We start from the raw sequence: 26,551 nt of genomic DNA, 5'->3' as shown, positions 1-26,551 counted from the left end.
AGCCGGTCCGATCGCCGTGCTTACTCCACCACCACCGGAATCTTGCCGATGCGCGACTGCCACTGCCGCGGGCCGGTCTTGTGCACCGACTCGCCGGTGGAATCCACCGCCACGGTGACCGGCATGTCCTTGACCTCGAATTCGTAGATCGCCTCCATGCCAAGATCTTCGAATGCCAGCACGCGCGCGGCCTTGATCGCCTTGGACACCAGGTACGCCGAACCGCCGACCGCCATCAGGTACACGGCCTTGTTGTCGCGGATCGCATCGATGGCCGCATCGCCACGCTCGGACTTGCCGACCATGCCGAGCAGCCCGGTCTGTTCGAGCATCTGGCGGGTGAACTTGTCCATGCGGGTGGCGGTGGTCGGACCGGCCGGGCCAACCACTTCATCGCGCACCGGGTCGACCGGGCCTACGTAGTAGATGAAGCGGTTGGTGAAATCGACCGGCAAGGTTTCGCCCTTGTTGAGCATGTCGATCATGCGCTTGTGCGCGGCGTCGCGGCCGGTCAGCAGCTTGCCGTTGAGCAGGATCACTTCGCCCGGCTTGAAGCTGGCGACGTCTTCGCGGGTGATGGTGTCCAGGTCGACCCGGCGCGCATTGGTCGGGTTGTAGGTGAGCTTGGGCCAGTCTTCCAGCGACGGCGGATCCAGCATCACCGGGCCGCTGCCGTCCAGGGTGAAGTGGGCATGGCGGGTGGCGGCGCAATTGGGGATCAAGGCCACCGGCAGGTTGGCGGCGTGGGTCGGGTAATCCTTGACCTTGATGTCCAGCACCGTGGTCAGGCCGCCCAGGCCTTGTGCGCCGATACCGAGCGCGTTGACCTTTTCGTACAGCTCCAGGCGCAGTTCCTCGGCGCGATTGGCCGCGCCGCGCGCCTGCAGGTCGACGATGTCGATCGGCTCCATCAGCGCTTCCTTGGCCAGCAGCATCGCCTTTTCGGCGGTGCCGCCGATGCCGATGCCGAGCATGCCCGGCGGGCACCAGCCGGCGCCCATGGTCGGTACGGTCTTGAGCACCCAATCGACGATGGAATCGGACGGGTTGAGCATGGCGAACTTGCTCTTGGCCTCCGAGCCGCCGCCCTTGGCGGCGACGATCACTTCCACGTGGTCGCCCGGCACGATCTTGGTGTTGACCACCGCCGGGGTGTTGTCGCGGGTGTTGGCGCGCTTGCCGGCCGGGTCGGCCAGCACGCTGGCACGCAGCTTGTTGTCCGGATGGTTGTAGGCGCGGCGCACGCCCTCGTTGACCATGTCTTCCACGCCCATCGTCGCGTCGTCCCAGCGCACGTTCATGCCGATCTCCAGGAACACGGTGACGATGCCGGTGTCCTGGCAGATCGGGCGGTGGCCCTCGGCGCACATGCGCGAGTTGATCAGGATCTGCGCAATCGCGTCCTTGGCGGCGGGCGATTCTTCGCGCTCGTAGGCCGCGGACAGATTCTTGATGTAGTCGACCGGGTGGTAGTAGCTGATGTACTGCAGCGCATCGGCGACGGACTGGATGAGGTCTTCCTGCTTGATCGAGGTCACGGCTGGCTCTACGGCTGGCGGGGGCAATCCGGGCATTTTAGAGCAAACCGCCGGCCAGACCGGCGCGGCCGCGGGAAGGCTGCGTTGCGAAAGGGCGTACCACGGCGTTGCCCTGCGCCCATCGCCCTGCCAGACCATGGGCCGGGCGGGCCTGCCCGGCGGCGACCAGCTCTCCCGGCGCCGCCCAACACTCCCGGCGCACGCTGCGCCCGGCACACTATGCGCATGTCAGCTCCCCACTCCGGCGCCACTGCGCCCGCTCCCCGTACCGGCCCCACCCTGCGCGAACGCCTGGATGCGCTGCGCAACCTGCCCCCCTTCCTGCGCCAGATCTGGCAGACCAGCCGTTGGTTGAGCGCCAGCAGCATCGGCTTGCGCGTGGTGCGCGCGCTGATGCCGATTGCCACGCTCTACATCGGCAAGCTGATCATCGACGAGGCGGTCCACCTGGTGGGCCAGCCGCCGGCGTTCGAGTCATTCGCCCAGGCGCTGGGAAGCGGCCGCCTGAACCGGCTGCTGGAATTGCTGGCGCTGGAGCTGGCCCTGGCGATCGGCTCGGACCTGCTCGGCCGCATGGTCGGCTATGCCGATGCGCTGCTGTCGGAGTTGTTCAACAACGCCGCCAGCGTGCGCCTGATGGAACATGCCGCGCAGCTGGATCTGGAGGATTTCGAAGACCCCGACCGCCAGGACAAGCTGGACCGCGCGCGGCGCCAGACCATGAACCGTATGAACCTGATGGGCCAGCTGTTCGGCCAGGTGCAGGATGCCATCACCGTGATCAGCCTGGCGGTGGGCCTGGTGGTGTATGCGCCGTGGCTGATCGTGCTGCTGGCGATCGCCCTGATTCCTGCCTTCATCGGCGAGGCGCATTTCAATGCATTGGGCTATTCGCTCAATTTCCAGTGGACGCCGGAGCGGCGCCAGCTCGACTACCTGCGTCAGGTGGGCGCCAGCGTGGAGACCGCCAAGGAAGTCAAGATCCTCAACCTGCACCGGTTCCTGATCGCGCGCTACCGCCGGCTGGCCGACACGTTCTTCCAGGCCAACCGCGCCCTTGCACGCAAGCGGGCGCTGTGGGGCGCGCTGCTGGCGGCGCTGGGCACGCTGGGCTATTACGCCGCCTATGGCTACATCGCCTGGCGCACGGTGCGCGGGGATTTCAGCATCGGCGACCTGACCTTCCTGGCCGGCAGCTTCCTGCGCCTGCGCCAGCTGCTGGAAGGGTTGCTGATCGGCTTTTCGCAGGTCGCCGGGCAGGCCCTGTATCTGGACGACCTGTACTCGTTCTTCAATATCGTGCCGGAGATCCGCTCGCGCCCCGACGCGTTGCCGGTGCCGCGGCCGATCCGCCAGGGCTTCGTGTTCGAGGACGTGGGTTTCCGCTACCCGGAGGCGGAGCAATGGACGGTGCGGCATCTGGACTTCGAACTGCGCGCCGGCGAAGTGCTGGCGCTGGTCGGCGAAAACGGCGCCGGCAAGACCACGCTGGTGAAACTGCTGGCACGGCTGTACGACCCCGACGAAGGCCGCATCCTGCTCGATGGCCGCGACCTGCGCGATTACGATCTGGACGATGTGCGCGCCAATCTGGGGGTGATCTTCCAGGACTTCGTGCGTTACCACCTGAGCGTGGGCCAGAACATCGGCGTGGGCCAGGTGGATGCGATGAACGACACCGACCGCATCCAGGCCGCCGCGCAGCGCGCGATGGCCGGCGAGCTGATCGCCGGGCTGCCCCAGGGGTACGACCAGTTGATCGGGCGCCGCTTCAAGAACAGCGTGGACCTGTCCGGCGGGCAGTGGCAGAAGATCGCCATCGCCCGCGCCTACATGCGCGACGCGCAGCTGATGATCCTGGACGAACCCACCGCCGCGCTGGACGCGCGCAGCGAGTTCGAGGTGTTCCAGCGCTTCAAGGAGCTGTCGGACAACCGCACCGCGGTGCTGATCTCGCACCGCTTCTCCAGCGTGCGCATGGCCGACCGCATCCTGGTGCTGGTGGCGGGGCGCATCGAAGCCAACGGCACCCACGAAGAGCTGATGGCCGAGGGCGGGCGCTATGCGGAGCTGTTCGAGCTGCAGGCGGCTGGGTATCGGTGAGGTTTGGAATCGGGAATCGGGAATGGGGAATCGTTAGAAGCGGCGCCCCGATGGCTGACAGTACACAGCTTGCTGACCCCAAGGAGACCCGGATCTTTCGGCACTGCACCCCATTCCCGATTCCCGATTCTCCATTCCCGCCAAATGAGAGTTCATCTCATTTGGACGGCTTGAGGTAGAATTGCCCGGTACTCCTCCCACGACACTCACCGGTATGTCTTCCGCTTTTGGCGCCGAAACGGTGCTCGAGGTCCGTCACTGGACCGATGCCTACTTCAGCTTCACCACCACCCGCGACCCCGGTTTCCGTTTCGAGAACGGCCAGTTCGTGATGATCGGCCTGGAAACCGAAACGCGCCCGTTGCTGCGTGCGTATTCGATCGCCAGTGCCAACTGGGAAGAGCAGCTGGAGTTTTTCAGCATCAAGGTGCCCGATGGCCCGCTGACCTCGCGGCTGCAGCACATCCAGCCCGGCGACAAGGTGCTGGTCGGCAAGAAGCCCACCGGTACGCTGCTGATCAGCGACCTGCACCCCGGGCGCAACCTGTATCTGCTGGGCACCGGCACCGGCCTGGCGCCATGGCTGTCGATCATCAAGGACCCGGAAACCTACGAGCGTTTCGACAAGGTGATCCTGACCCAGGGCGTGCGCTTCGTGCAGGATCTGGCCTACCGCGATTACTTCGAACGCGAGTTGCCGCAGCACGAATTCCTCGGCGACCTGCTGCGCGAGAAACTGCTGTACTACCCGGCAGTCACGCGCGAAGCCTTCGCCAACCAAGGCCGTTTGACCGAACTGATGGCCGATGGCCGCATGCAGCAGACGCTGGGCCTGCCCACGCTGGACCCGGCCAACGACCGCTTCATGATCTGCGGCAGCCCGCAGATGCTGGCCGACCTGCGCACGCTGCTGGACGCGCGCGGTTTCCAGACCTCGCCACGCATCGGCACGCCGGGGCATTACGTGTTCGAGCGCGCGTTCGTCGAGAAGTGAGCCTGCTCCTGCGATTCCCCGGCATCGCAGGGCTCGTAGGAGCGCAACTACTGCCACACTTCACGCGCATCGCATGTGTCGCCAGTTGCAGCGCAGCGGCACACCGTGCGGCGAGGCAAGCTACCGCGCGTGCCACATCAGCCCAATGCGCGCTCGATGTCGGCCGCGATGGCTTCGGGCTTGGTGGTCGGCGCATAGCGCTCCAGCACCGCGCCGTCGCGGCCGATCAGGAACTTGGTGAAATTCCATTTGATGGCTTCGGACCCCAGCACGCCGCGTTGCTCGTGCTTGAGCCACTGCCACAGCGGATGCGCTCCACTGCCATTGACCTCGATCTTGGACGACAACGGAAAATCCACCGAATAGTCCAGCGAACAGAACTGCCGGATCTGCGCGGCGTCGCCCGGTTCCTGATGCCCGAACTGGTCGCAGGGGAATCCGATCACCACCAGCCCGCGCTCACGGTAGCGCTGCCACAACGCCTGCAACCCCGCATATTGCGGGGTAAAGCCGCACTTGGACGCCACATTCACCACCAGCACCACCTTGCCCAGGTAATCGCGCATCGCCTGCGTGCGACCGTCCAGGTCGGTGAATTCGAAGCTGGAAAGATCGCGCATGGCTGGCTCGATATATGGGAAGACCGCAGGGTAACGCGTCTGCCTGCGTTGCTGCAGCGCAGCTGTGTCATGCCATAAGTGGCCATGCGGCACGCCCTGTGCTGCTCCCCGCATGCTCGGAATGCCTAACGCACAACGCCGGTCCACGCACGATGCCCCCCGGCAAAACGCCACGGCCGCACGCTGCCCTGCGGCCGCGTCCGCCTTGCCAGGTCGTCAGCGCCTGCCCTGCCCCATGCGCAAACGCCGCCCGGGCATGCCTTTTGTCACAGGCCTGTGCGGGCCGGCTGGGTTAGCCTCGGCCGTTCGCACTTTGGAGCAACCCTCTTGACCACCCGTCTCGCTTTTGCCCTGGCCGCTTCCCTGGGACTTGCCATGCCGTCCTACAGCATCGCCGCGCCTGCCACCACGCAGGCCGCCACCCAAGCCAACCCCTTCTTTGCCGACAGCACCCTGCCGCTGCACTACCCGCAGTTCGACAAGATCACCGACAGCGACTTCGCACCCGCCTTCGATGCCGGCATGGCCGAGCAGTTGAAGGAAGTGGACGCGATCGCCAACCAGAAGGCCAAGCCGAGCTTCGAGAACACCATCATCGCGCTGGAAAAGAGCGGCGCCACGCTCGACCGCGCCACCACCGTGTTCTTCAACCTCGTCGGTGCCGACACCAACGATGCGCGCAAGAAACTGCAGGCCGATTATTCGGCCAGGTTCGCCGCGCACCGCGATGCGATCTCGCTCAACGGCAAGCTGTTTGCGCGCATCCAGACCTTGTACGACCAACGCGCCAAGCTGGGCCTGGATGCGCAAGGGGTGCGCCTGGTCGAGAAGTACTACAGCGACTTCGTGCGCGATGGCGCCAAGCTCTCCGATGCAGACAAGACCACGCTCAAGGGGATGAATGCCGAGCTGGCCCAGCTGGGCACCACCTTCAGCCAGAACGTACTGGCCGAGGTCAACGCCGCCGCGGTGGTCGTGGATGACGTCAAGCAGCTCGATGGCCTGTCCGAAGAACAGATCGCCGCTGCTGCCGAAGCGGCGAAGGCGCGCAAGCTCGATGGCAAGTACGTGATTGCGCTGCTCAACACCACCGGCCAGCCGCCGCTGACCCAGCTCAAGAACCGCGAGCTGCGCAAGAAGATCTACGACGCCTCGGTGTCGCGCGGCAGCCATGGCGGCCAGTACGACAACACCGCGCTGGTGTCGCGCATCATGAAGCTGCGCGCCGACAAGGCCAAGCTGCTCGGTTTCCCCACCTATGCCGCCTACTCGCTGGAAAACCAGACCGCCAAGACTCCGGAAGCGGTCAATGCGATGCTCGGCAAACTGGCGCCGGCTGCGGTCGCCAATGCCAAGCGCGAAGCCGCCGACCTGCAGGCGATGATCGACAAGGAACAAAAGGCCGCGCGCAAGCCGACCTTCAAGCTCGAAGCCTGGGACTGGGCGTATTACAGCGAGAAGGTGCGCCAGGCCAAGTACAATTTCGACGAGTCCCAGCTCAAGCCGTACTTCGAGCTCAAGAACGTGCTGGAAAACGGCGTGTTCTACGCAGCCAACCAGGAATATGGCCTGACCTTCAAGCAGCGCACCGACCTGCCGACCTACCGCGACGACATCACCGTCTACGACGTGTTCGATGCCGACGGCAAGCAGCTGGCGATCTTCATCGCCGACATGTATGCCCGCGAATCCAAGCGCGGTGGCGCCTGGATGAACTCGTATGTGTCGCAGTCCGAGCTGACCGGTTTCAAGCCGGTGGTGGCCAATCACCTCAACATCCCCAAGCCGCCGGCCGGCCAGCCGACGCTGCTGACCTGGGATGAAGTGACCACCATGTTCCATGAGTTCGGGCATGCGCTGCACGGCATGTTCTCCGACGTCAAATACCCGTACTTCTCCGGCACCAGCGTGCCGCGCGACTTCGTCGAGTTCCCCTCGCAGGTCAACGAGATGTGGGCCGACGAGCCGTCCATCCTGAAGAACTACGCCAAGCATTATCAGAATGGCACGCCGATGCCGCAGGCCTTACTGGACAAGGTGATTGCTGCGTCCAAGTTCAACCAGGGCTTTGCCACCACCGAGTACCTGGGTGCGGCGATGCTGGACCAGAACTGGCACCAGGTCAGCGCCAGCGACGTGCCCGATGCGGCCGGGGTCATGGCGTTCGAAGCCAAGGCCCTGCAACAAGATGGCATTGCCTATGCGCCGGTGCCGCCGCGCTACAAGACGCCGTATTTCAGCCACATCATGAGCGGCTACGCAGCCGGTTACTACGCCTACATCTGGTCCGAAGTGCTGGATGCCAACACCCAGCAGTGGTTCAAGCAACATGGTGGCCTGAGCCGTGCCAATGGCGACCGCTTCCGCAAGACCCTGCTCTCGCGCGGCGGCAGCGTGGATGCAATGGAGCTGTTCCAGAACTTTGCCGGCCATGCGCCGCAGATCGAGCCACTGCTCGAAAAGCGCGGCCTGAGCGCGCAGGGTGGCGATGGCGCCACGCCAGAGGCACCGCAGTCCAAGCCGTAACCCGGCCTGCAGCTTGCTCCAGATACAACGCCGCCCGGAGCGATCCGGGCGGCGTTTTAATGTGCCCATGCGTGGGCGTGCCGCACACCGGACACGGTGGGCCTGGCGAAAGCCAGTGCACGGCCAAGATCGTCACGTCGGCATGTATCGCGCGTCTGGCATCCGCCGCACGCCTTCCCGCCAACCACCCAGGACGCGTCGACCGCTGCTAGGACTCCACCGCGTCCACGCCTTCGAGCAGCTTCTTCAACAGTTTCTCCAGGCGCACCTGTTCGGTGTCGCTGAGGCCGGCCGTCTGCGCATGCAACAGCGTGCACGCTTCCGGCAACAGGCTTTTGATCAAAGCCAGCCCTGCCGGCTGCAAGGTCAGTACGATCTTGCGGCGGTCGTCGGAACTGGCGCCACGGGCGATCAAGCCCTTGTCGCAGAGCTGGTCGGTGAGCCGGGTGATGTTGGCCGGTTTCTCGCTGGCGGCCTCGGCCACTTCGGTGGGCGTGATGGCCTGCTCCGGCGTGCCGTAGAGCATCATCAGAATCTCGTATTCCGGTGGGCTGATGCCGTACGGCTTGAGCCGCACGCAGCTTTGCGTGTGCATGCGCTTGTAGAGATGCTTGATCAACCTCACCAGAACGGCCGGTTCCCGCGGGAATTCCGGGTATCGCGCGCAGGTGTGGCCCACGCGGTTTGCGGTTGGATCGAAACTACTCATATCACCCGTTGGAGTACATTACTGAATGGTCCAGCCATTCAATCACATCGACTGCGGGGCGATACATCAGCGAGCGAAGAGATGTACATATTCCGGCGCGACCCACGGCAGCAATGTAGATGCAGCCACGTCGGCGGTTTGCGTGCCATCCGAGTACGGTCCTACCTGATACGGAGGAAACACGAAACGCAGTGCAGTGATCTGCCCGGCCGCATTCAACACCGGGACGAATTGCGCGAAGTTGTCCACTTGCGCGGCAGTGCCTTCGGCGATCATGCGATCGGCCGACGCTACCTGTTCTGCTTGTTCTTCGATCGGCACGCGGTCGGCCTCCACGCGCTGCGTGGCAGCGGCATGCAGCTGTGCGGCCACCGCACTGCCGATCTTGCCCCACCCCGCCGCATCCGGAATCAACGCCTGTGCAGTCAACTGCTTGCGCTCCTTGACCAGCCACACGAGACGCGCCACCAACGGCTCGCCATGCGCACCGCCGGTATAGCGGCTGCCGTCGGCGGCGATCACGATCAGGTCGGCGGTCTGCAGCACCGTTTCGAACGCCAGCGACAACTCGTAGGGCGCGGCAGGCTTGTCGTTGCCCAGACCGGAAACGGCCTGCATCAATTCGCTGCGCGCGTCCTGCGCGTACGTGCGGATCAACGCGGTCAGTTCCGGATAGGCATCCAGGCCGCGCGGGTAGCTGATACCCACCATGTAGGCAGGCGCATGCTCGATCACGTCTTCCAGCGGGCCGCTCTGCACCATTGCCGGCTCGACCGGCGGCGGTGTTGCCACGGCCGCATCAGCCGCCGGTTCGGCCGGCTCGGCAGTTGCCGGCTCGCGCTGCGTACAGCCCGTCAGCAGCGCCAGCACCAGCAGGCCCCGCACCCCATTTCCTGCAAGCAACCGCCCCATTCCCACCCGCTCCCCTGATTGACTTGCTGTTGCGGCCGTCAGGCCAGCAGATCCTGAAACTGTGGATGTCGACGCATGTAAGCCTGCGCATAACTGCACGCGGGCACCACCTTCAGCCCGGATGCCCGGGCAAACGCCAGAGCGGCCTCAACCAAGGCGGCAGCGATCCCGCGTCCGGCGATCGCCTCCGGCACCAGCGTATGGGTGATGGTCATGCCCGCACTGTCGCGGCGGTACACCAGCTCGGCACGTTGTCCATCGGTGTCTACGACAAAATGCTGCTGTGTCGGGTCGTGGTCGACGTGCACTGTCGCTGCCTTCATCGTAGTTTGCACCGCTGCCAAGTACGGCCAGTGTGACCAGCGCGACGCCGCGCCTGCGTGAAAATGAATCCACGCTGTGACCGGCCGCCCGGCTCGGCGATGACCTGCTCAAGTTCGCTGCAGCACCGCCGATAGCTGACTCGATGGCGCTCGCTGCAACCGGTCTCCGGCATGCCCGGCGCCCTCGTCTTACCTACGAGGAGTCACCGCATGCACAATGATTCGGCAGGAAACAACGCGCAAAGCGACAGCTCGCTGCTGGAAGGGCTGTTGCAGTTCGCCATCACCGGCGACACCCATAATCCGGACTTCGCGCAGCTCAACGACACGGTCTACCAGCGCCTGCAGCAGGCCTACGGCGCCGTGTCCGGCTCGGCACTGGCCACCGATCAGGAACGCAACGCGGCCTGAGGCCGGCACTGCCGCACCCGCCAGGACCGTCATGCACCAGCGCGGTCCTGGCCTGGTTGGCGTCTGCAACCCGGGGTCTGCACCAGGCCGGGCCACGCGCCCACCGGGGGACATCGCCCGCCGATGCTGGTCCTCACTCAACCGAAGCGCGGGTTGGACAGCTGCTCCAGGAAGATCTGCAACACCCGCGGCTCCATGATCAGCATGAACATCACCCCGAAGGCCGCGCCGGCCAGGTGCGCGCTGTGGTTGATGCGATCGCCGCCGCGGCGGTCCATCCACAGGCTGTAGCCCACGTAGAACACCGCATAGATGATCGCCGGTGCCGGAATGAACAGCACCAGGATGATGGTCCACGGCTGCAGCAGGATGAAGGCGAACAGCACCGCCGACACCGCACCGGAGGCGCCCAGGCTCAAGTAATTCGGGTTGTTCTGGTTCTTCAGGTAGCTGGGCAGGATCGACACCACCAGCGCGGCCAGATAGAACAGCGGATAGGTCAGCACGCTGCCGGTGATCTGCAGCATCACCCGTTCGATGACCCGCCCGAAGAAGAACAGCGTGATCATGTTGAAGACCAGGTGGCCCAGGTCGGCATGGATGAAGCCGTAGGTCACCAGCCGGTCGTATTGCTTGTGCTTGTCCACGGCCGGCGGCCACAGGATCAGGCGGTCGTTCAACTTGCGGTTGTTGAACGCCATCCAGGAGACGATGCCGGTGATGGCGATCAAGATCAGGGTAATCATGCAGACCTCAGGCAGAACGGTAATTGTCGACCATGCGATAACCGCGCGCATACAGGCCGAAGGCCAGTGCCGCCAGGAATGCGAAGGCCGCGAAGAAGAACATCAGGAACGCCGCTTCGCTGAGTCCAGTATCGGCGATATGCGCGGTCACCGTCTCGTTGCGCACCGCCACGTTCGATAGCAGCACCCACAGGTTGCCGACCGTGGTGGTCAGATACCAGAAGCTCATCACCACACCCTTCATCGACGGCGGCGCCTGGCTGTAGGCGAACTCGATGCCGGTGGCCGACACCAGCACCTCGCCGAAGGTGAGCAAGGCATAGGGCAGGATCTGCCAGGCGATGTGCATCGGCTCGCCGCCATCCATCACCACCTGGATCGCCCCCACCACGATCCAGGCCACGCCACTGAAGGCGATGCCGCTGGTCATGCGCCGCAACGGCGTGGGCTCCCAGCCGACCCGGCGCAGCAGCGGGTACAGCACCAGGTTGTTGAACGGGATCAGCAGCATCACCAGCAACGGATTGATCGCCTGCATCTGCGACGCGGTGAACCAGGCCGGCATGGTCATCTCGCGCCCCTGCAGCACCCAGGTCGAGGCCTTCTGGTCGAACAGCGAGAAGAACGGCGTGACCAGCGCGAAGATCACCAGCACCCGCAGCAAGGCGCGCACGCCTTCCACCGCCGCATCCGGATGCGTGCCGCGCGCGCGCTCCAGCTGCCACCAGGTGCCGCCGCCGATGCCGGCCAGCAACAGCACCAGCGCGATGCACAGGCAGATGACGATGCCCAGCGGCTCGACCCAGGCGAAACTCGCCAGCGCCAGCACCACCGAGAGCCAGGCCAGCACCAGACCGGGACGGCCCTTCCCCGGCACGCGCGTCAGCAGCGCGGTGCGCACCACCGCGCCGAAGCCGTGCGGGTCCTTCGGCGGCAACGGCACCCGCACGTAGCGGTTGCGCCCCAGCCAGAACACCAGCGTGGCCACGAACATCAGGATGCCGGGAATGCCAAATGCCCACGCCGGGCCCAGGTTCTTCAGCGCCAGCGGGATCAACAACGAGGCGAACAACGAGCCGAAGTTGATGATCCAGTAGAAGCCGTCGAACACCACCTTGGCCAGGTGCTTGTTGGACTGGTCGAACTGGTCGCCCATGAACGAGGCCACCAACGGCTTGATACCGCCCGCACCCAGCGCGATCAGGCCCAGCCCGAGGAAGAAGCCGTTGCGGCTGCCTTCGAACAGCGCCAGGCAGGCATGCCCGGCGCAATACACCAGGCTGAACCACAGGATGGTGTTGTATTTGCCGAAGAAGCGATCGGCCAACCAACCGCCGAGCAACGGGAAGAAAAACACCCCGATCATGAAGCTGTGCAGGATGTGCTTGGCCTCGGCCTCGCGGCCGGGTCCGCTGACCTCCTGCAACAGCAGCGAGGTGATCAGGAACTGCACCAGGATGTTGCGCATCCCGTAGAAGCTGAAACGCTCGCAGGCTTCATTGCCGATGATGAAAGGAATCTGGCGCGGCAGGCGCGCGCCGGCAGTGGGGCCGGGCAAGGTCGTGGTGGTCAAAGGCGGTCCGGTCGAACTGGTGACAGGCCCTATGGTACCGGCGGGCGCCATTCGGCGACATGCGGTGGGACGAGGCCATCGGCTGCCCCGTGCCATCCTCTCAAGACCTGGCCCGGCTGCGCGAGGACCTTGGCGCCTTCCTGATGTTCATCCCATGCCGCAGGTGACCCGGGTGGTCTTCATCGCCGCGCCCCACCGGGCAACGCTGTTCGCCAACAAGACACTCTCGCGCTGGTGGCCAACAGGGTGACGCTGCTGCCGACCGTGCTGGAGCGCTTCTGCGATGTCACCGGCGTAATGGGCAGAACCCATGCCGCGCAGCCCGGTTGAGGGCGGAGTGCCGACGCTTCAAGGTGAGCGCTGCACCCCGCACCCAACCGCTGGCCCTCATGCTCAATGGAAAAAAATCAGCAACCCAGCAGACTTCAAGGGCGGCATTTCCACTGAGCGAAATACAGTCTTTGGCCGCCCTGAACCAAGGGGCTGGCGCCGAAGCTGTACATCCAGTATGGCTTGTAGGTACCTGATATTGTCGATCTTGCGCATTTAACTTTGGCATCGGGCAAGGTGGCCAACAGCACCTGGCGGTAGTTCGCATCCATGGGCGCGAGAGCGCTGGTCTCGACACCTGTTTCGTTTTGGGCAAGAACAGCAGTGGTACTCAACGCGGCAAGCACAGCGAGCCCAGCCGTGACGAACGCGCGAGATTTAGAGATGGGTGACAGAATACGCATGGATTCACTCGCATTTGAGTCGGAGACCTGATGCTAGCCCGCTGCTCCAAACAAGGCAGGCCGCATGCGAAGCTTTAATTCAACCGGCGAATCCAACCGAGCATGCCGCCGGGCGCGCGCCTGACCGCAATACCGCATGGCGCTTGCGCTCCAGCCAGAACACCAGCGTGGCGTAAACATCAAAATGCCGGGAACCCTTGGCCAGGTGCTTTTTGGACTGGTCGAACTGGTCGCCCAAGAGCGAAGCCACCAGCGGCTCGATACCGCCCGCGCCCAGCGCGATGAGGTGATCAGGAGCAACACCAGGATGTTGCGCATCCCGTAGAAGCTGAAACGCTCGCAGGCTTCGGTGCGGATGATGAAACGCATCTGGCGCGGCAGGCGCACGCCGGCGGTTGGGCCCGGCACGGTGGACGTCCGGCCATGCGGTCGTGCGGGCACCGGTGCATTCGACATCATCAAATGCCTATGCATGGCGCATGAGATGCAGCGAAAAGCAGCCCCGCCCGGGCACTCGCGCTCACTGCTGGCCGGGGCCCATGCCGCATTGCAGATTGGCCTTCCGCGCCGGCTCGGCTACATTGCAAACGTTTTCCTGGACACCGGACCGCTGGATGCCCCGCTACACCCGCCTGGCCTTGGGCCTGTTGTTGTCGACTTCCGTTTCCACCGCGCTTGCCGCCGAGCCGCTGACCAGCGTGGCCGAGCGTAGCGGCTTTACGCAGACCGGCCGCTACGACGAAGTCATCGCGCTATGCGATGCCTTTGCGCAGCGCTATCCACAGGCGGTGCGCTGCACGCAGTTCGGCACCACGCCCGAAGGCCGGCCGATGAAGGCGCTGGTCGTCTCCACCAGCGGCACGCTGGATGCAGACGCCGCCGCGCAACGCAAACTGCCGGTGGTGCTGATCCAGGGCGGCATCCATGCCGGCGAGATCGATGGCAAGGACGCCGGCTTCCTGGCCTTGCGCGAGCTGCTCGAGGGCAAGGCCAACAAAGGCGTGCTCGACAAGCTGGTGTGGGTGTTCGTACCGGTGTTCAACGTCGATGGCCATGAACGCTTCGGCGCCTGGAATCGCCCCAACCAGCGTGGCCCGGAACAGATGGGCTGGCGCACCACCGCGCAGAACCTCAACCTCAACCGCGACTACGTCAAGGCCGACGCGCCGGAAATGCAGGCCATGCTGCGCCTGGTGCAGCAATGGGACCCATTGATGTACGTGGACCTGCACGTCACCGACGGCGCCAAGTTCGAGCACGACGTCTCGGTGCAGGTGGAGCCGGTGCACGCGGGCGACACCGCCCTGCAGCGCGACGGCATCCGCTGGCGCGATGCGGTGCTGGCCGACCTGCGCAAGCAGGGCTCGCTGCCGCTGCCGTATTACCCCTCCTTCGTGCGCGAGGACGATCCCACCTCCGGCTTTGCCGACGACGTGTCGCCGCCGCGCTTCTCGCACGGCTATTTCCTGCTGCGCAACCGCTTCGGCATGTTGGTAGAAACGCATTCGTGGAAGGATTACCCCACGCGCGTGCGGGTCACCCGCAACGCCATCGTCTCGGTGCTGCAGCAGGCCGCACGCCATGGCACCCAGTGGCGCGCCGATGCACTGGCGGCCGACCAGCGCGCCACGCGCTTGGCCGGCACGACCGAACCGTTGAGCTTCGCTGCGGGCCCAAACGCACGCACCGTGGCGTTTCGTGGCTACGCGTATACGCGCACACCGTCGCCGATTTCCGGCGCGCTGATGACGCGCTACGACGAAAGCAAGCCGCAAGTCTGGAAGGTGCCGCTGCGCGACCAGATCAAGCCCGATGTGGTGGTGGATGCGCCGCGCGGCGGCTACCTGGTCCCGGCTGCGCAAGCAGCCTTGGTGGGCGAAAAACTGCGCCTGCATGGCATCCAGTTCACGACCATCGGCAATGCGGCGCAGCGGCCGGTGCAAACCTTCCGCGCCGACGCGGTCAAGTTCGCGGCACGCCCCAACGAAAGCCACCAGACCGTGGAAGTCAGCGGGCAATGGCGCGAGGAACGCCGCGCCGTCCCGGCCGGCTCGCTGTTCGTGCCGATCGCCCAGCCCAAGGCGCGCCTGGTGATGGCGATGCTGGAACCACAGGCGCCGGACTCGTTGCTGCAGTGGGGCTTTTTCAATACTGCCTTCGAACGCAAGGAATACATGGAGGCCTACGTCGCCGAAGACGTGGCGCGCGACATGCTGGCCCGCGATGCCGGCCTGCAGGCGCAGTTCGAACAGCGCCTGGCCAACGACACGACCTTTGCCGCCGACCCACAGGCGCGGCTGGAATTTTTCGCCCGGCGCCATTCCTCCTGGGACGAGCGCTACCAGCTGTATCCGGTGCTGCGGACCGCGCAGACCGACTTCTGACGGCCCCGCCAGTTCGGCGAGCGGCCAGGCGCGCCAGAGCGCCATCCGATCCGGGCACCGCGGTGCCCGACCTGTTCTGACATGACCCGTAATAGAAGGACACCCCGTGCCACATCCCGACATGAAAACGTTTACACGCCCCGTCTTCCGCCCGCGCCCGCTGGTGCTGGCGGTGGTGATGTACCTGGGCATGGCCCTGGCCGCACCGGCGGCGGTGGCGCAAACGGCAGCGGCGCCGCAGCCGTGGATGGATACCGCACTGACGGCGGACCAGCGTGCCGACCGGCTGCTCGCCCAGATGAGCGACGACGAAAAATTCCAGATGTTGCGCAGCTACTTCGGCCTGGGCACCGACAAGATCCCCAAGCCCGAGGGCGCGCTGGGCTCGGCCGGCTATGTGCCCGGCATTCCACGGCTGGGCGTCCCGGCGCAACAACTGGCCGATGCCGGTGTCGGCGTCACCAATCCCGGCGGCATCCGCAAGGGCGACTACGCCACCGCGATGCCGTCGGGCCCGTCCACCGCGTCCAGCTGGAATCGACAGCTGGCCTTTGCCGGCGGCCGGACCATGGGCCGCGAATCCTGGCAGCAGGGCTTCAACGTGCTGCTGGCCGGCAGCGTCAACCTGCAGCGCGATCCACGCAACGGCCGCAATTTCGAATATGCCGGCGAAGACCCGCTGCTGGCAGGCAGCATGGTCGGCGAGTCGATCCGCGGCGTGCAGAGCGCACATGTGTTGTCGACGATGAAGCACTTCGCACTCAACGACATGGAAACCCGGCGCAACTTCCACAGCGCGCAACTCGGCGAGCAGGCCATGCACGAATCGGACCTGCTGGCCTTCGAGATCGCGCTGAAGATCGGCGACCCCGCCTCGGTGATGTGCTCTTACAACAAGATCAATGGCATCTACGGCTGCGAGCACGATTACCTGCTCAACCAGGTGCTCAAGCAGGAATGGCACTACCCCGGCTACGTGATGTCCGATTGGGGCGGCGTGCACAGCGGCTCCAAGGCCGCGCTGGCCGGGCTGGACCAGCAATCGGCCGGCGAAGTGTTCGATGCGGCGGTGTTCTTCGATGCGCCGCTGCGCATGGCGGTGGGTGCCGGGGTGGTGCCGCGTGCGCGCCTGGACGATATGGTCAAGCGGGTCTTGCGCAGCCTGTTCGCGCATGGCGCATTCGATCACCCGACCCAGCGTCAGCCCATCGATGGCAAGGCCGGGCAACTGGCCGCGCAGCATGTTGCCGAAGAAGGCAGCGTGCTGCTGCGTAACGAGCAGGCCACCTTGCCGCTATCCAGCCAGGTGCGCCGCATCGCGGTCATCGGCGGCTATGCCGACAAGGGCGTGATGTCCGGTGGCGGCTCCTCGCGCGTGGACTACACCATCAACGGCGGCAATGCGGTGCCCGGCCTCACCCCGACCACCTGGCCGGGCCCGGTGATCATCCATCCGTCTTCGCCGCTGCAGGCGCTGCGCGCCGCATTGCCGAACGTGCAGATCGACTACGTGGATGGCAAGGATCGCAATGCGGCCGCACGCGCGGCCAAGGCCGCCGATGTGGCGATCGTATTTGCCACCCAGTGGGCGGCCGAATCGGTGGACCTGCCGGACATGCGGCTGCCCGACAACCAGGACGCCCTGATCGAGACGGTAGCCAAAGCCAACCCCAAGACCACCGTGGTGCTGGAAACCAACGGGCCGGTGCGCATGCCCTGGGCCGAGCGCGTGCCGGCGGTGCTGCAAGCGTGGTACCCGGGCATCGGCGGCGGCGAGGCGATCGCCAACCTGCTGACCGGCGCGGTGAATCCCTCCGGCCACCTGCCGGTGACCTGGCCGGTGGACGAATCGCAGCTGCCGCGCCCGTCGATTCCCGGCCTTGGCTTCAAGCCGGCCAAACCCGGCGAGGACAGCATCGATTACACCATCGAAGGTGCCAACGTCGGCTACAAATGGTTTGCCGCACGCAAGCTCACCCCGCGTTATCCGTTCGGACATGGCCTGTCGTACACCCGCTTTGACATGGGCAACCTGCAGGTGGATGCAACAGGCAGCACGCTCACCGCGCGTTTCGACGTGGAGAACACCGGTGAACGCGAAGGCGCTGCAGTACCGCAGCTCTACCTCATGCTGCCGGAGGGCCACGCCACCCCGCTGCGGCTGATCGGCTGGCAGAAGCTCACGCTCAAGCCCGGCGAGAAGCGCCGCGTGCAGGTAGTGGCCGAGCCGAAGACGCTGGCCGATTTCGACGCGAAGGCACGGCACTGGAAGATCGCAGCGGGCACGTATCGCGTGCAGCTGGCGCGCTCTGCCAGCGAACCGGTGCAGAGCGTGGAGGTCGCCTTGCAGGCCACGCAGCTGCCGTAAGCGGCAGTGGCGGACGCATGCCGCGCGCCTGCGCCGATGGTGGCGCTGTCCCGGTCACGCACAGCGCGGGCAACGGCAAATATTTTTGCAGAAGATGCGTTGACAGCCGCACGCGCAGCTTGCACAATTCGCACCCTGAGTCGCCCAGGTGGCGGAATTGGTAGACGCACTAGCTTCAGGTGCTAGCGGGGGCAACTTCGTGGAGGTTCGAGTCCTCTCCTGGGCACCACGACTCACGGTAGATCGTAAAAAACCTCGCTTCGGCGAGGTTTTTTGCGTTGGGCGATGTCTTGGACAATAGCCCCTCGACATTGGTGAGCGTGCCGATCGGCAGCACAGCCCGAATGCGACAACGGCGGCGCAACGCAGAACTGGGCAATCGAGCTGCAACCAGCAACAAACAACTGAGGCCTCACACCCCCTCAAGTCGGATCATGGTTTTCCAGGCGGAGTGGACATGTTCTTGATGCGCTGCCTGATGGCGCTTGAATGGGCGAGATCTCCGCTTGCTTCATACGCCTCGGCAAGGCTGTCCAGCGCATTGCTGGACGCCGGAAACAGCAGCACGTTGAGCGCGAATATACGAATCGTCGCATCTGCGCCGAGATTGGACAGAATGGTGTAGCCCGTCGTGTTGACCACCGCCTCGAGTTGATTGAGGGGGATGCTCTTGTCCGCATGCAGTGCATCGGCCAACAACTGGGTGTCGTGATCGACAGGCGACTGCAGGGCAAAGGCGATGAGCTTCTCCGACACAACTTTTGTTGGTTGCTTTCAAAAGCGCTAAATACACCGACCATCTTGATCGGCCCTTGCCCGCCCACCGTCGCGGGACCTTACGCGGCATGGATGCCGCGTAAGAGCCTACATGGATGTACTTGCGGCGTGTCCCGCGAGGGTGGGCGGGCAAGGGCCCTGCAGCCAAGTCGCAGATCACCCGCTCTGCACCAGACCGGCATGAGGTCGTTGTCTTAGCCGATGTTAGAGCGGCCAAACGCCTTGTCACCCGTGCTCAATGCCCACCCGCCGCCGCCGCACCACCTGCGCCTGCACCGAACGGCGGCTTGGCCAGCCACAGGAGAAAGATGATCGCCAGGAAGGTCCAGCCCAGCAGGTAGAAAATGTCGTTGAAGCCCATCTGGGAGGCCTGGTGGTTGATCATGTTGTTGAGAAAGGCCGCGCCACGTTGCAGATCGCCCTGCCCCATGGCGGTGACCTGCTCCTGCATGCCAGGCGTATAGACCGAGATGTGTTCGGTGATATGCGCATGGTGCACCTGGGTGCGGCGCGCCCACAGATAGGTGGTCAGCGAGGCGGCGAAACTGCCGCCCAGCGTGCGCAGGAAGGTGGCCAGGCCCGAGCCTGCCGCAATCTCGCGACCATCCAGATCCGACAGCAAAATCTGCAGCACCGGCATGAAGAACAGCGCCACGCCCACGCCCATCACCAGCTGGATCGTGGCCACATGGGCGAAGTCCACCTGCAGGTTGAAGTTGGAGCGGAAGAAGCTGGTGAACGACATGAACACGAAGGCGATGGTGGCCAGCATGCGCAGGTCGAAGCGCAGCGCGTATTTGCCCACGAACGGCGTCATCAGCACCGGCAGGATGCCGATCGGTGCGGTCGCAAGGCCAGCCCAGATCGCGGTGTAGCCCATGTCGCGCTGCAGCCATTGCGGAATCAGCAGGCTCACGCTGAAGAATGCCGCATACGCCACCACCATCGCCAGGGTGCCGGCGCGGAAGTTGCGATGCCGGAACAACTTGAGATCGACGATGGGATCGGTGTCGGTCAGCTCCCAGATCACGAACACCACCAGCGCGACCGCGGCAACGCAGGCCAGTACGATGATCTTGTCCGAGGAAAACCAGTCTTCGTCGTTGCCCAGGTCCAGCACCAGCTGCAGGGCACCCACGCCCACCACCAGCAGGATCAGGCCGATATAGTCCATGCGCGGCTTTTCGAGCTGTTCGGGGCGATGGCGCAACTGCGAACCGACGATGCTGCTGGCGATGATGCCAAGCGGCACATTGATCAGAAAGATCCATTCCCAGCTGTAGTTGTCGGTAATCCAGCCGCCCAGGATCGGGCCGGCGATCGGCGCCACCACCGTGATCATCGCCAGCAACGCCAGCGCCTGCCCGCGTTTGTCGCGCGGATAGATCGACACCAGCAGGCTCTGGGTGATGGGATACATCGGGCCGGCCACAAAGCCCTGCAGCGCGCGCGCCACCACCAGCATGCCCATGCTCTGCGCAAGCCCGCACAGCAGCGAGGCGACGGTGAAGGCCAGCGTGGACCACACGAACAACTTGGTTTCGCCGAAACGACGGCTCAGCCAGCCGGTCAGCGGCAACGCGATCGCGGTGCTCACCGCGAACGAGGTGATGACCCAGGTGGCCTGCTGCGAACTGGCGCCGAGATTACCGGCGATGGTGGGCAGCGAGACGTTGGCGATGGTGGTGTCCAGCACCTGCATGAACGAGGCCATCGCCAGGCCCACGGTGCACAACACCACGCTCGCCGGGCGAAAGCCGGCCGCGGGCGCCGGTGCCGCCGGGCCGCCGGGCGCGGTGGGAGCTTGCGAAGACATGGTGGCTCAGCCCGCCTTGGTGGCAGCCTGCGTCGGCAGGTTGTCCTGGATGATGCGATGGATGTCGGCGTCGGCGGCCTGGAGCTGCTGCGCATACACATCGGTGGAAAACACCGCGCCCGTGGCGGCCTTGGCCGGCAGCACGCGGCCCTGCTGGTCGTGCAGGTTCACATCGACCTTCATCGACAGGCCGATGCGCAACGGGTTGCTGGCCAGCTGCTTGCTGTCCACCACGATGCGGACCGGCACGCGCTGCACGATCTTGATCCAGTTGCCGCTGGCGTTCTGCGCCGGCAGCAGCGAGAACGCGCTGCCGGTGCCCAGGCCCAGGCTTTCGATGCGACCGGTGTAATCCACGCCGCCGCCGTACAGATCCGAATGCAGCTCCACTTCCTGGCCCAGGCGCATGTGCTTGAGCTGGGTTTCCTTGAAGTTGGCTTCCACCCACACCTGCTCCAGCGGCACCACCGCCATCAGCACGCTACCCGGCTGCACGCGCTGGCCAACCTGCGCCGAGCGCCGCGCCACATAACCGGAGACCGGCGCCACCACACCGGTGCGCGCATGGTTGAGATAGGCCTGGCGGACCTGCGCGGCGGCGGTCTGCACGTCCGGTTGGTTGGCCAGGGCGCTGTCGTCCACCAGCGCGCGATTACGCTCCAAGCTCTCGCGCGAACCGCTCACCGCGGCCTCGGCGGCCGCCAGTTCTTCGCGGGCATGCGCCAGTTCTTCGTTGGAGATGGCACCGCTGGCGGCCAGATTCCTGCGGCGGGCGAAGTCGGCACGGGCACTGCGCAGCGTCACTTCGCGCGCGGACACTTCGGCCTGCGCACCTTCCACGCTGCGGTACAGACCGCGCACCTGGCGCACGGTCTTGGCCAGGTTGGCTTCGGCCTGCTGCAGCGCCACCGCGGTATCGGCCGGGTCCAGCTGCACCAGCAGTTGGCCGCGCTCCACGCGCATGCCGTCTTCGGCGCCGATGCTGACCACGGTGCCGCCCACCATCGGGGTGATCTGCACCTGGTTGCCCTGCACGTAGGCGTCGTCGGTGTCCTCGTGCCAGCGGCCGACCAGGAAGTACCACGCCACCAGACCGATGATCGCCAGGATCACCAGAATGGCCACGATGCGCAGCGCCGCTCGGCGCTTGCTGGGTGCGGCCGGCGCGGGTTGGGAAGAAGCAGGAGTCGTCTGGCTCATCGTCGATGTCTCAGGAATTCGGTTGTGCGGAAGTGGGCGCGGTGCGTGCGGTGTCGCGTGCGGGCTCCGGCGTGAATCCGCCGCCCAGTGCACGCTGCAGCCTCACCGAGGCCAGGAGTTGTTGCGACTGCAGCCCGGCCATGCGCTGGCGTGCAACGAGCAACTGCTCCTGCACGCTGAGCACTTCCAGATAGCTGCCGATGCCGGCGCGGTAACGCTGCTGGGCGAGATCGAAGGCCGCGCCCACCGTCTGTACGGCATCGTCCTGCGCCTGCGCACGCTGCTGCAGCGAACGCACGGCGGTGACCTGGTCGGCCACTTCGCGCAGCGCGGCGATCACCTTCTGGTTGTAGTCGGCCACGGCCAGGTCGTATTGCGCATCGCTGCCGGCCAGGTTGGCGCGCAGCTTGCCGCCGTCGAAGATCGGCAGGCTCAGCGCCGGCGCCACCAACCCGAACACCGAGCCGCTTTCCAGCAGCTTGCCGAGCTCCGGGTTGACCACCCCACCTAGCGCAGTGAGGTTGAGGCTGGGATAGAAGCGGGTCTTGGCGACTGCGATGTCCTTGTCGGCCGCCTCCACCCGCCAGCGCGCCGCTACCACGTCCGGGCGTCGGCCCAGCAGATCGGCCGGCAAGCTGCTCGGCAGCTGCGTGGCGAGCCCGGTGCCCAGGGTCGGGCGGGCGATCTGCAGACCGCGATCCGGGCCCTGCCCGACCAGCGCGGCCAGTGCGGTGCGCGCTTGATCGATCTGTTGCTGCGCGGACTGCAGTTGCTGCTGCGCGGCGGGCACGCGCGCCTGCGCCTGACGCACCTGCAGGTCGCTGTCGATCCCGGCACCGCGGCGTTGCTGCGTCAGCTCCAGGGTCTTGCGCGCGCGGCCCAGCTCATCGTTGGCCACATCGTGCAGGCTCCACGCATAGGCCAGTTGTGCATAGCCTTCGGCGATCGCCGCCGACAGGTTCAGCCGCGCCGCCTGCGCATCCACCTCGGCCGCATGCGCCTGGTCCACCGCCGCTTCCCAGGCGGCACGCTTGCCGCCCCACAGATCCACGCCATACCGGAAGTCCAGCACCATCTGCGCACTGCCGCCGTAGCTGCCACCCAGTTCGTCGCCGACCATCGATTCGGGCAGCTGCACTCCGGTGTAGCCGCCGGACACCGACAGGCTGGGGCCGCGCTCGGCCTGCGCGCTGCCGATGCGCGCATGGGCCTGGCGCAGCCGCGCATCGGCAGAGGCCAGGCTGGGGCTGTGCTGCAGGCCTTCGGCGATGAGGGCGTCCAGCTGTGCATCGCCCAGCGCGCGCCACCAGTCGCTGGCCGGCCACGAGGCCGGACTCAGCCCGGCCTGCGCCAGGGTGCGCTCGGCATGCACGTCGCCGGGCTGCAGCACGGTGCCTTGCGGCGCCAGGCCACGGCTACTGGCACATGCGGCCAGCGCCAGGCTCAGCGCGGTGAGGACAAGCGGCCGCGCCAGGCGCATCGAGCGCGGGCGCAGCGTCTGAAAAAAGGAACTAGCAGCGTTCATGAGTTGAGTGCATCGCGGACACGGATGAGAAGCGAGGTGAGTTGCTCGCGCTCAGGGGCGGACAGGTCGCGCAGGCCGTGCTCGATCGCACGCTCACCGCGCTGGCGCAGGCGCTCCCACAACGCCACGCCCTGCTCGGTCATGACGATCTGCAGCGCGCGCCGATCCTGGGCGTGCGGCTCGCGCCGCACGGCGCCGAGCGCTTCGAGCTTGTCGAGCAGGCGGGTCACCGCGCTCGGGGTCTGGTCCAGCGCCAGCGCCAGCTCGTTGGCCGTACACGGCGAGCGCACCGACAGCACCTTCAGGCCGACGTAGTGACTGAAACCGAAGTCGGGCAGTTCGCCCTTCATCTCGGCATCGAGCTGGCGCATTAGCGCATCGCGCACCTGGCGCAACAGCAGCCCGAACGACGGAGAGGAAGGTGGCGGAGGATTCATGCCCGCTATTTTGTTACAAAAAATATATTTGTCAAAGCAAATATATTTTTGTTTATTACACTATCCGCAAGGATCCGTTCCATACGCGACGCCAGTGCTGGCCCGGCCATACGCTTCAGCCAATGACTAGCGAGACCCCGCCCTCATCGTGGACGCGCCACCGCCTGGGTCGAGGCCAGCGTCGGGCGGGCCGACGGCCCGGTGCTGATCGCCTACCTGACCGATCTGCGCAGCGTGTGAAGGCCTGCGCCGGCTTAGCAGGGCACGCAGTCGCTCTAGCGGCCGGCCCGCTCGGCTAGCTCAGCCCCGGCGCCTTCGCCAGCCCGTTCCACCGCCATTTCGGCGCCCCGCCCACGCGCTATCTGGCCGGCGGCCACGCGTGCGGCTTGGCATCCCCCGCCGCATCCGGATAATCGGCGCTCTTCGAGTCCGCGCCACGGTGCGGATTCTTCTTCACGCAGGACCTGGCTTTACATGACCGATCTGACCCGCCCCACTTTCCATGGCTTCGAACAGCTGCCGCTGCGCGAGTACGCCGAACGCGCCTATCTCGACTATTCGATGTACGTGGTGCTGGACCGCGCCCTGCCGTTCCTGGGCGATGGCCTGAAACCGGTGCAGCGCCGCATCGTCTATGCGATGAGCGAGCTGGGCCTGAACGCGGCCGCCAAGCCGAAGAAGTCCGCGCGCACCGTGGGCGATGTGATCGGTAAGTACCACCCGCATGGCGACAGCGCCTGCTACGAGGCGCTGGTGCTAATGGCGCAGCCGTTCTCGTACCGCTATCCGCTGATCGAAGGCCAGGGCAACTTCGGCTCCACCGACGATCCCAAGTCGTTCGCGGCGATGCGTTACACCGAATCCAAGCTGACCCCGATCGCCGAAGTGCTGCTGGGCGAAATCAGCCAGGGCACCACCGACTGGGCGCCCAACTTCGACGGCACCCTGGAAGAACCCACCTGGTTGCCGGCGCGCCTGCCGCACCTGCTGCTCAACGGCACCACCGGCATTGCGGTCGGCATGGCCACCGACGTGCCGCCGCACAATCTCAACGAGATCGTCAGCGCGCTGCTGCGCCTGCTCGACGACCCCGACGCCAGCGTCGCCGACCTGTGCGAGCACGTACTGGGCCCGGACTACCCGACCACCGCCGAGATCATCACTGCGCCCGCCGACCTGCGAAACATCTACGAAACCGGCCACGGCAGCGTGCGTGCGCGTGCCACCTACAAAAAAGAACACGCCAACATCGTCATCGACGCGTTGCCGTATCAGGTCTCGCCGTCCAAGGTGATCGAGCAGATCGCCCAGCAGATGCGCGCCAAGAAGCTGCCGTGGCTGGAAGACATTCGCGACGAATCCGACCACACCAGCCCGGTGCGGGTGGTGCTGGTACCGCGCTCCAACCGCGTGGATGCCGAGCAGCTGATGGGCCACCTGTTCGTCACCACCGACCTGGAACGCAGCTACCGCGTCAACCTCAACGTGATCGGCCTGGATGGCCGCCCGCAGGTCAAGAACCTCAAGCACCTGCTGAGCGAATGGCTGACCTTCCGCAGCGACACGGTGACCCGCCGCCTCAACCATCGCCTGCAGAAGGTCGAGCGTCGCCTGCACCTGTTGGAAGGCCTGTTGGTGGCCTTCCTCAACCTGGACGAAGTGATCCGCATCGTCCGCAGCGAGGACGAACCCAAGCCGGTGCTGATCTCGCGCTTTGCGCTGAGCGAGGAACAGGCCGAATACATTCTGGAAACCAAGCTGCGCCAGCTGGCGCGCCTGGAAGAAATGAAGATCCGTGGCGAGCAGGAAGCGCTTGCCAAGGAACGCGCGCAGATCATGGCCATCCTCGACAGCAAGGCCAAGCTGAAGAAGCTGATCAAGGACGAGCTCACTGCCGACGCCAAGAAGTTCGGCGACGCACGCCGCTCGCCGCTGGTGCAGCGCGGCGCCGCGCAGGCCATCGACGAAACCGAGATGGTCGCCAGCGAACCGATGACCGTGGTGCTGTCCGAGAAGGGCTGGGTGCGCGCGGCCAAGGGGCATGAGGTGGATCCGGCCGGCATGTCGTACCGCGATGGCGATGGCCTGCTGGTGGCGGTGCGCAGCCGCAGCACCCACCAGGTGGCGTTCCTGGATTCGGATGGCCGCGCCTATTCCACTGCGGTGCACACCCTGCCCTCGGCGCGCGGTAACGGCGAGCCGCTGACCGGGCGGTTCTCGCCGGCGTCGGGCGCCGCATTCCAGGTCATGGCCAGCGCCGACAACGCCACCCGCTTCGTGCTGGCGTCCTCGCACGGCTATGGCTTCGTCACCCGCTTCGAAAACCTCACCGGCCGCAACAAGGCCGGCAAGGCCATGCTCAATCTCACCGCAGGTTCGCACGTGCTCACGCCGGCGCAGGTGAGCAACCCGCAGACCGACCGGATTGTCGCGGTCACCAGCGCCGGCAACCTGCTGGCGGTGCCGGCCACCGACGTGCCCGAGCTGGACAAGGGCAAGGGCAACAAGATCATCGAGATCCCCAAGGCCAAGCTCGGCACCGAGCGCGTGGTGGCGGTGGTTGCGGTGGCCCCCGGCAACACCCTGCTGGTCCGCAGCGGCGCGCGCACCATGAGCCTGTCGTTCAAGGATCTGGATATGTATGTGGGTGCGCGTGCGAGCCGTGGGGCGTTGTTGCCGAGAGGGTGGCAGAAGGTGGATGGGCTGGAGGTGCAGTGACGGTGATTCACTCATCTGGCGCGCGCCGGCGCGCAGTGGCGCAACTGGCATTGCGGTCGCCTCAGGCTGCTGAGGCGCGGCAGAAGGTCGACCGGCTGGAAGTGCAGTGACGGTGATTCACTCGTCTGGCGCGCGGC

The 26,551-nt window shown here is 65.6% G+C and carries 20 protein-coding genes, 1 tRNA gene and 2 pseudogenes; 9 read left to right on the top strand and 14 right to left on the bottom strand.

What is annotated here, in order from left to right:
* Positions 1-20: 20 nt before the first annotated feature.
* Positions 21-1,538, bottom strand: a complete 1,518-nt coding sequence (locus HG421_RS05745; protein ID WP_169705594.1) for a fumarate hydratase — start codon at positions 1,536-1,538, stop codon at positions 21-23.
* Positions 1,539-1,763: 225 nt separating this feature from the next.
* On the opposite strand from HG421_RS05745, the gene HG421_RS05740 reads away from it, so the two are divergent.
* Both HG421_RS05740 and HG421_RS05735 read left to right on the top strand, forming a co-directional pair.
* The gene (locus HG421_RS05740) at positions 1,764-3,641 is read left to right on the top strand and encodes an ABC transporter ATP-binding protein (RefSeq protein ID WP_169705593.1); all 1,878 of its coding nucleotides are present in this window, start codon (positions 1,764-1,766) and stop codon (positions 3,639-3,641) included.
* 214 nt (positions 3,642-3,855) lie between these two features.
* Entirely contained in the window at positions 3,856-4,635 is a 780-nt protein-coding gene (locus tag HG421_RS05735) for a ferredoxin--NADP reductase (protein ID WP_169705592.1), read from the top strand.
* Between the two features lie 137 nt (positions 4,636-4,772).
* Here the strand turns inward: HG421_RS05735 and HG421_RS05730 are convergent, their stop codons facing one another.
* Positions 4,773-5,255, bottom strand: a complete 483-nt coding sequence (locus HG421_RS05730) for a glutathione peroxidase (protein WP_169705591.1) — start codon at positions 5,253-5,255, stop codon at positions 4,773-4,775.
* 327 nt (positions 5,256-5,582) lie between these two features.
* Between HG421_RS05730 and HG421_RS05725 the strand changes: the two genes are divergently transcribed.
* The gene (locus HG421_RS05725; protein ID WP_211161785.1) at positions 5,583-7,781 is read left to right on the top strand and encodes a M3 family metallopeptidase; all 2,199 of its coding nucleotides are present in this window, start codon (positions 5,583-5,585) and stop codon (positions 7,779-7,781) included.
* A 208-nt stretch (positions 7,782-7,989) separates the two neighbouring features.
* On the opposite strand, the gene HG421_RS05720 is transcribed toward HG421_RS05725, so the two are convergent.
* The 3 genes from HG421_RS05720 to HG421_RS05710 all read right to left on the bottom strand — a co-directional run bounded on the left by HG421_RS05720 (position 7,990) and on the right by HG421_RS05710 (position 9,725).
* On the bottom strand, positions 7,990-8,490 hold the full coding sequence (locus tag HG421_RS05720) for a MarR family winged helix-turn-helix transcriptional regulator (protein ID WP_169705590.1): 501 nt from the start codon (positions 8,488-8,490) through the stop codon (positions 7,990-7,992).
* Positions 8,491-8,556: 66 nt separating this feature from the next.
* A complete protein-coding gene (locus HG421_RS05715) occupies positions 8,557-9,402 on the bottom strand; it encodes a DUF3298 and DUF4163 domain-containing protein (RefSeq protein WP_169705589.1) in 846 nt (281 codons plus the stop codon).
* 38 nt (positions 9,403-9,440) lie between these two features.
* Positions 9,441-9,725: a GNAT family N-acetyltransferase gene (locus HG421_RS05710; protein WP_169705588.1), complete on the bottom strand. Its 285-nt coding sequence runs from the start codon at positions 9,723-9,725 to the stop codon at positions 9,441-9,443.
* A gap of 210 nt (positions 9,726-9,935) precedes the next feature.
* On the opposite strand from HG421_RS05710, the gene HG421_RS05705 reads away from it, so the two are divergent.
* Positions 9,936-10,136: a hypothetical protein gene (locus tag HG421_RS05705; protein ID WP_169705587.1), complete on the top strand. Its 201-nt coding sequence runs from the start codon at positions 9,936-9,938 to the stop codon at positions 10,134-10,136.
* Between the two features lie 137 nt (positions 10,137-10,273).
* On the opposite strand, the gene HG421_RS05700 is transcribed toward HG421_RS05705, so the two are convergent.
* From HG421_RS05700 to HG421_RS21065, 4 genes and pseudogenes are all read right to left on the bottom strand, one after another.
* Complete coding sequence (locus HG421_RS05700) at positions 10,274-10,882, bottom strand: rhomboid family intramembrane serine protease (protein ID WP_064509041.1); 609 nt, start codon at positions 10,880-10,882, stop codon at positions 10,274-10,276.
* A gap of 7 nt (positions 10,883-10,889) precedes the next feature.
* On the bottom strand, positions 10,890-12,455 hold the full coding sequence (locus tag HG421_RS05695) for an oligopeptide:H+ symporter (RefSeq protein ID WP_169705586.1): 1,566 nt from the start codon (positions 12,453-12,455) through the stop codon (positions 10,890-10,892).
* A 425-nt stretch (positions 12,456-12,880) separates the two neighbouring features.
* Positions 12,881-13,189 (bottom strand): hypothetical protein, encoded by a 309-nt coding sequence (locus HG421_RS05690; RefSeq protein ID WP_169705585.1) that lies wholly within the window; start codon positions 13,187-13,189, stop codon positions 12,881-12,883.
* Positions 13,190-13,316: 127 nt separating this feature from the next.
* Positions 13,317-13,645: pseudogene (locus HG421_RS21065) on the bottom strand (hypothetical protein); the annotation flags it as partial.
* A 158-nt stretch (positions 13,646-13,803) separates the two neighbouring features.
* On the opposite strand from HG421_RS21065, the gene HG421_RS05680 reads away from it, so the two are divergent.
* The 3 genes from HG421_RS05680 (at position 13,804) to HG421_RS05670 (ending at position 18,170) form a co-directional block, all read left to right on the top strand.
* The gene (locus HG421_RS05680) at positions 13,804-15,573 is read left to right on the top strand and encodes a M14 family metallopeptidase (protein ID WP_169705584.1); all 1,770 of its coding nucleotides are present in this window, start codon (positions 13,804-13,806) and stop codon (positions 15,571-15,573) included.
* 178 nt (positions 15,574-15,751) lie between these two features.
* A complete protein-coding gene (locus HG421_RS05675) occupies positions 15,752-17,941 on the top strand; it encodes a beta-glucosidase family protein (protein WP_169708098.1) in 2,190 nt (729 codons plus the stop codon).
* 142 nt (positions 17,942-18,083) lie between these two features.
* Positions 18,084-18,170, top strand: a tRNA-Leu gene (locus HG421_RS05670).
* A gap of 203 nt (positions 18,171-18,373) precedes the next feature.
* On the opposite strand, the gene HG421_RS05665 is transcribed toward HG421_RS05670, so the two are convergent.
* The 5 genes from HG421_RS05665 to HG421_RS05645 all read right to left on the bottom strand — a co-directional run bounded on the left by HG421_RS05665 (position 18,374) and on the right by HG421_RS05645 (position 23,696).
* Entirely contained in the window at positions 18,374-18,697 is a 324-nt protein-coding gene (locus tag HG421_RS05665; RefSeq protein WP_169705583.1) for a hypothetical protein, read from the bottom strand.
* 256 nt (positions 18,698-18,953) lie between these two features.
* Positions 18,954-20,534: a DHA2 family efflux MFS transporter permease subunit gene (locus tag HG421_RS05660; RefSeq protein WP_169705582.1), complete on the bottom strand. Its 1,581-nt coding sequence runs from the start codon at positions 20,532-20,534 to the stop codon at positions 18,954-18,956.
* Positions 20,535-20,540: 6 nt separating this feature from the next.
* Complete coding sequence (locus HG421_RS05655) at positions 20,541-21,734, bottom strand: efflux RND transporter periplasmic adaptor subunit (RefSeq protein WP_169705581.1); 1,194 nt, start codon at positions 21,732-21,734, stop codon at positions 20,541-20,543.
* Positions 21,735-21,744: 10 nt separating this feature from the next.
* Complete coding sequence (locus HG421_RS05650) at positions 21,745-23,259, bottom strand: AdeC/AdeK/OprM family multidrug efflux complex outer membrane factor (RefSeq protein WP_169705580.1); 1,515 nt, start codon at positions 23,257-23,259, stop codon at positions 21,745-21,747.
* Positions 23,256-23,696, bottom strand: a complete 441-nt coding sequence (locus tag HG421_RS05645; RefSeq protein ID WP_169705579.1) for a MarR family winged helix-turn-helix transcriptional regulator — start codon at positions 23,694-23,696, stop codon at positions 23,256-23,258. The genes HG421_RS05650 and HG421_RS05645 overlap by 4 nt, the downstream gene beginning before the upstream one ends.
* 238 nt (positions 23,697-23,934) lie before the next feature.
* Here HG421_RS05645 and HG421_RS05640 point away from each other — a divergent pair.
* Positions 23,935-24,109 (top strand): annotated as a pseudogene (locus tag HG421_RS05640) (AraC family transcriptional regulator); the annotation flags it as partial.
* Between the two features lie 61 nt (positions 24,110-24,170).
* Positions 24,171-26,414 (top strand): DNA topoisomerase IV subunit A, encoded by a 2,244-nt coding sequence (parC, locus tag HG421_RS05635; RefSeq protein WP_169705578.1) that lies wholly within the window; start codon positions 24,171-24,173, stop codon positions 26,412-26,414.
* Positions 26,415-26,551: the final 137 nt, after the last annotated feature.

Source organism: Xanthomonas campestris pv. badrii, from assembly GCF_012848175.1.
GTDB classification, from domain to species: Bacteria; Pseudomonadota; Gammaproteobacteria; order Xanthomonadales; family Xanthomonadaceae; genus Xanthomonas; species Xanthomonas campestris_C.
The sequence above is the reverse complement of the archived record's forward strand: the minus strand, read 5'-3'. Positions and strand labels throughout refer to the sequence as shown.

Coding starts and splice junctions, on each gene's coding strand:
- HG421_RS05710 (WP_169705588.1), bottom strand. CDS start 9,725: ATGAAGGCAGCGACAGTGCACGTCGACCACGACCCGACACAGCAGCAT.
- HG421_RS05705 (WP_169705587.1), top strand. CDS start 9,936: ATGCACAATGATTCGGCAGGAAACAACGCGCAAAGCGACAGCTCGCTG.
- HG421_RS05730 (WP_169705591.1), bottom strand. CDS start 5,255: ATGCGCGATCTTTCCAGCTTCGAATTCACCGACCTGGACGGTCGCACG.
- HG421_RS05700 (WP_064509041.1), bottom strand. CDS start 10,882: ATGATTACCCTGATCTTGATCGCCATCACCGGCATCGTCTCCTGGATG.
- HG421_RS05655 (WP_169705581.1), bottom strand. CDS start 21,734: ATGAGCCAGACGACTCCTGCTTCTTCCCAACCCGCGCCGGCCGCACCC.
- HG421_RS05675 (WP_169708098.1), top strand. CDS start 15,752: ATGTACCTGGGCATGGCCCTGGCCGCACCGGCGGCGGTGGCGCAAACG.
- HG421_RS05715 (WP_169705589.1), bottom strand. CDS start 9,402: ATGGGGCGGTTGCTTGCAGGAAATGGGGTGCGGGGCCTGCTGGTGCTG.
- HG421_RS05690 (WP_169705585.1), bottom strand. CDS start 13,189: ATGCGTATTCTGTCACCCATCTCTAAATCTCGCGCGTTCGTCACGGCT.
- HG421_RS05650 (WP_169705580.1), bottom strand. CDS start 23,259: ATGAACGCTGCTAGTTCCTTTTTTCAGACGCTGCGCCCGCGCTCGATG.
- HG421_RS05740 (WP_169705593.1), top strand. CDS start 1,764: ATGTCAGCTCCCCACTCCGGCGCCACTGCGCCCGCTCCCCGTACCGGC.
- HG421_RS05735 (WP_169705592.1), top strand. CDS start 3,856: ATGTCTTCCGCTTTTGGCGCCGAAACGGTGCTCGAGGTCCGTCACTGG.
- parC (WP_169705578.1), top strand. CDS start 24,171: ATGACCGATCTGACCCGCCCCACTTTCCATGGCTTCGAACAGCTGCCG.
- HG421_RS05720 (WP_169705590.1), bottom strand. CDS start 8,490: ATGAGTAGTTTCGATCCAACCGCAAACCGCGTGGGCCACACCTGCGCG.
- HG421_RS05680 (WP_169705584.1), top strand. CDS start 13,804: ATGCCCCGCTACACCCGCCTGGCCTTGGGCCTGTTGTTGTCGACTTCC.
- HG421_RS05660 (WP_169705582.1), bottom strand. CDS start 20,534: ATGTCTTCGCAAGCTCCCACCGCGCCCGGCGGCCCGGCGGCACCGGCG.
- HG421_RS05645 (WP_169705579.1), bottom strand. CDS start 23,696: ATGAATCCTCCGCCACCTTCCTCTCCGTCGTTCGGGCTGCTGTTGCGC.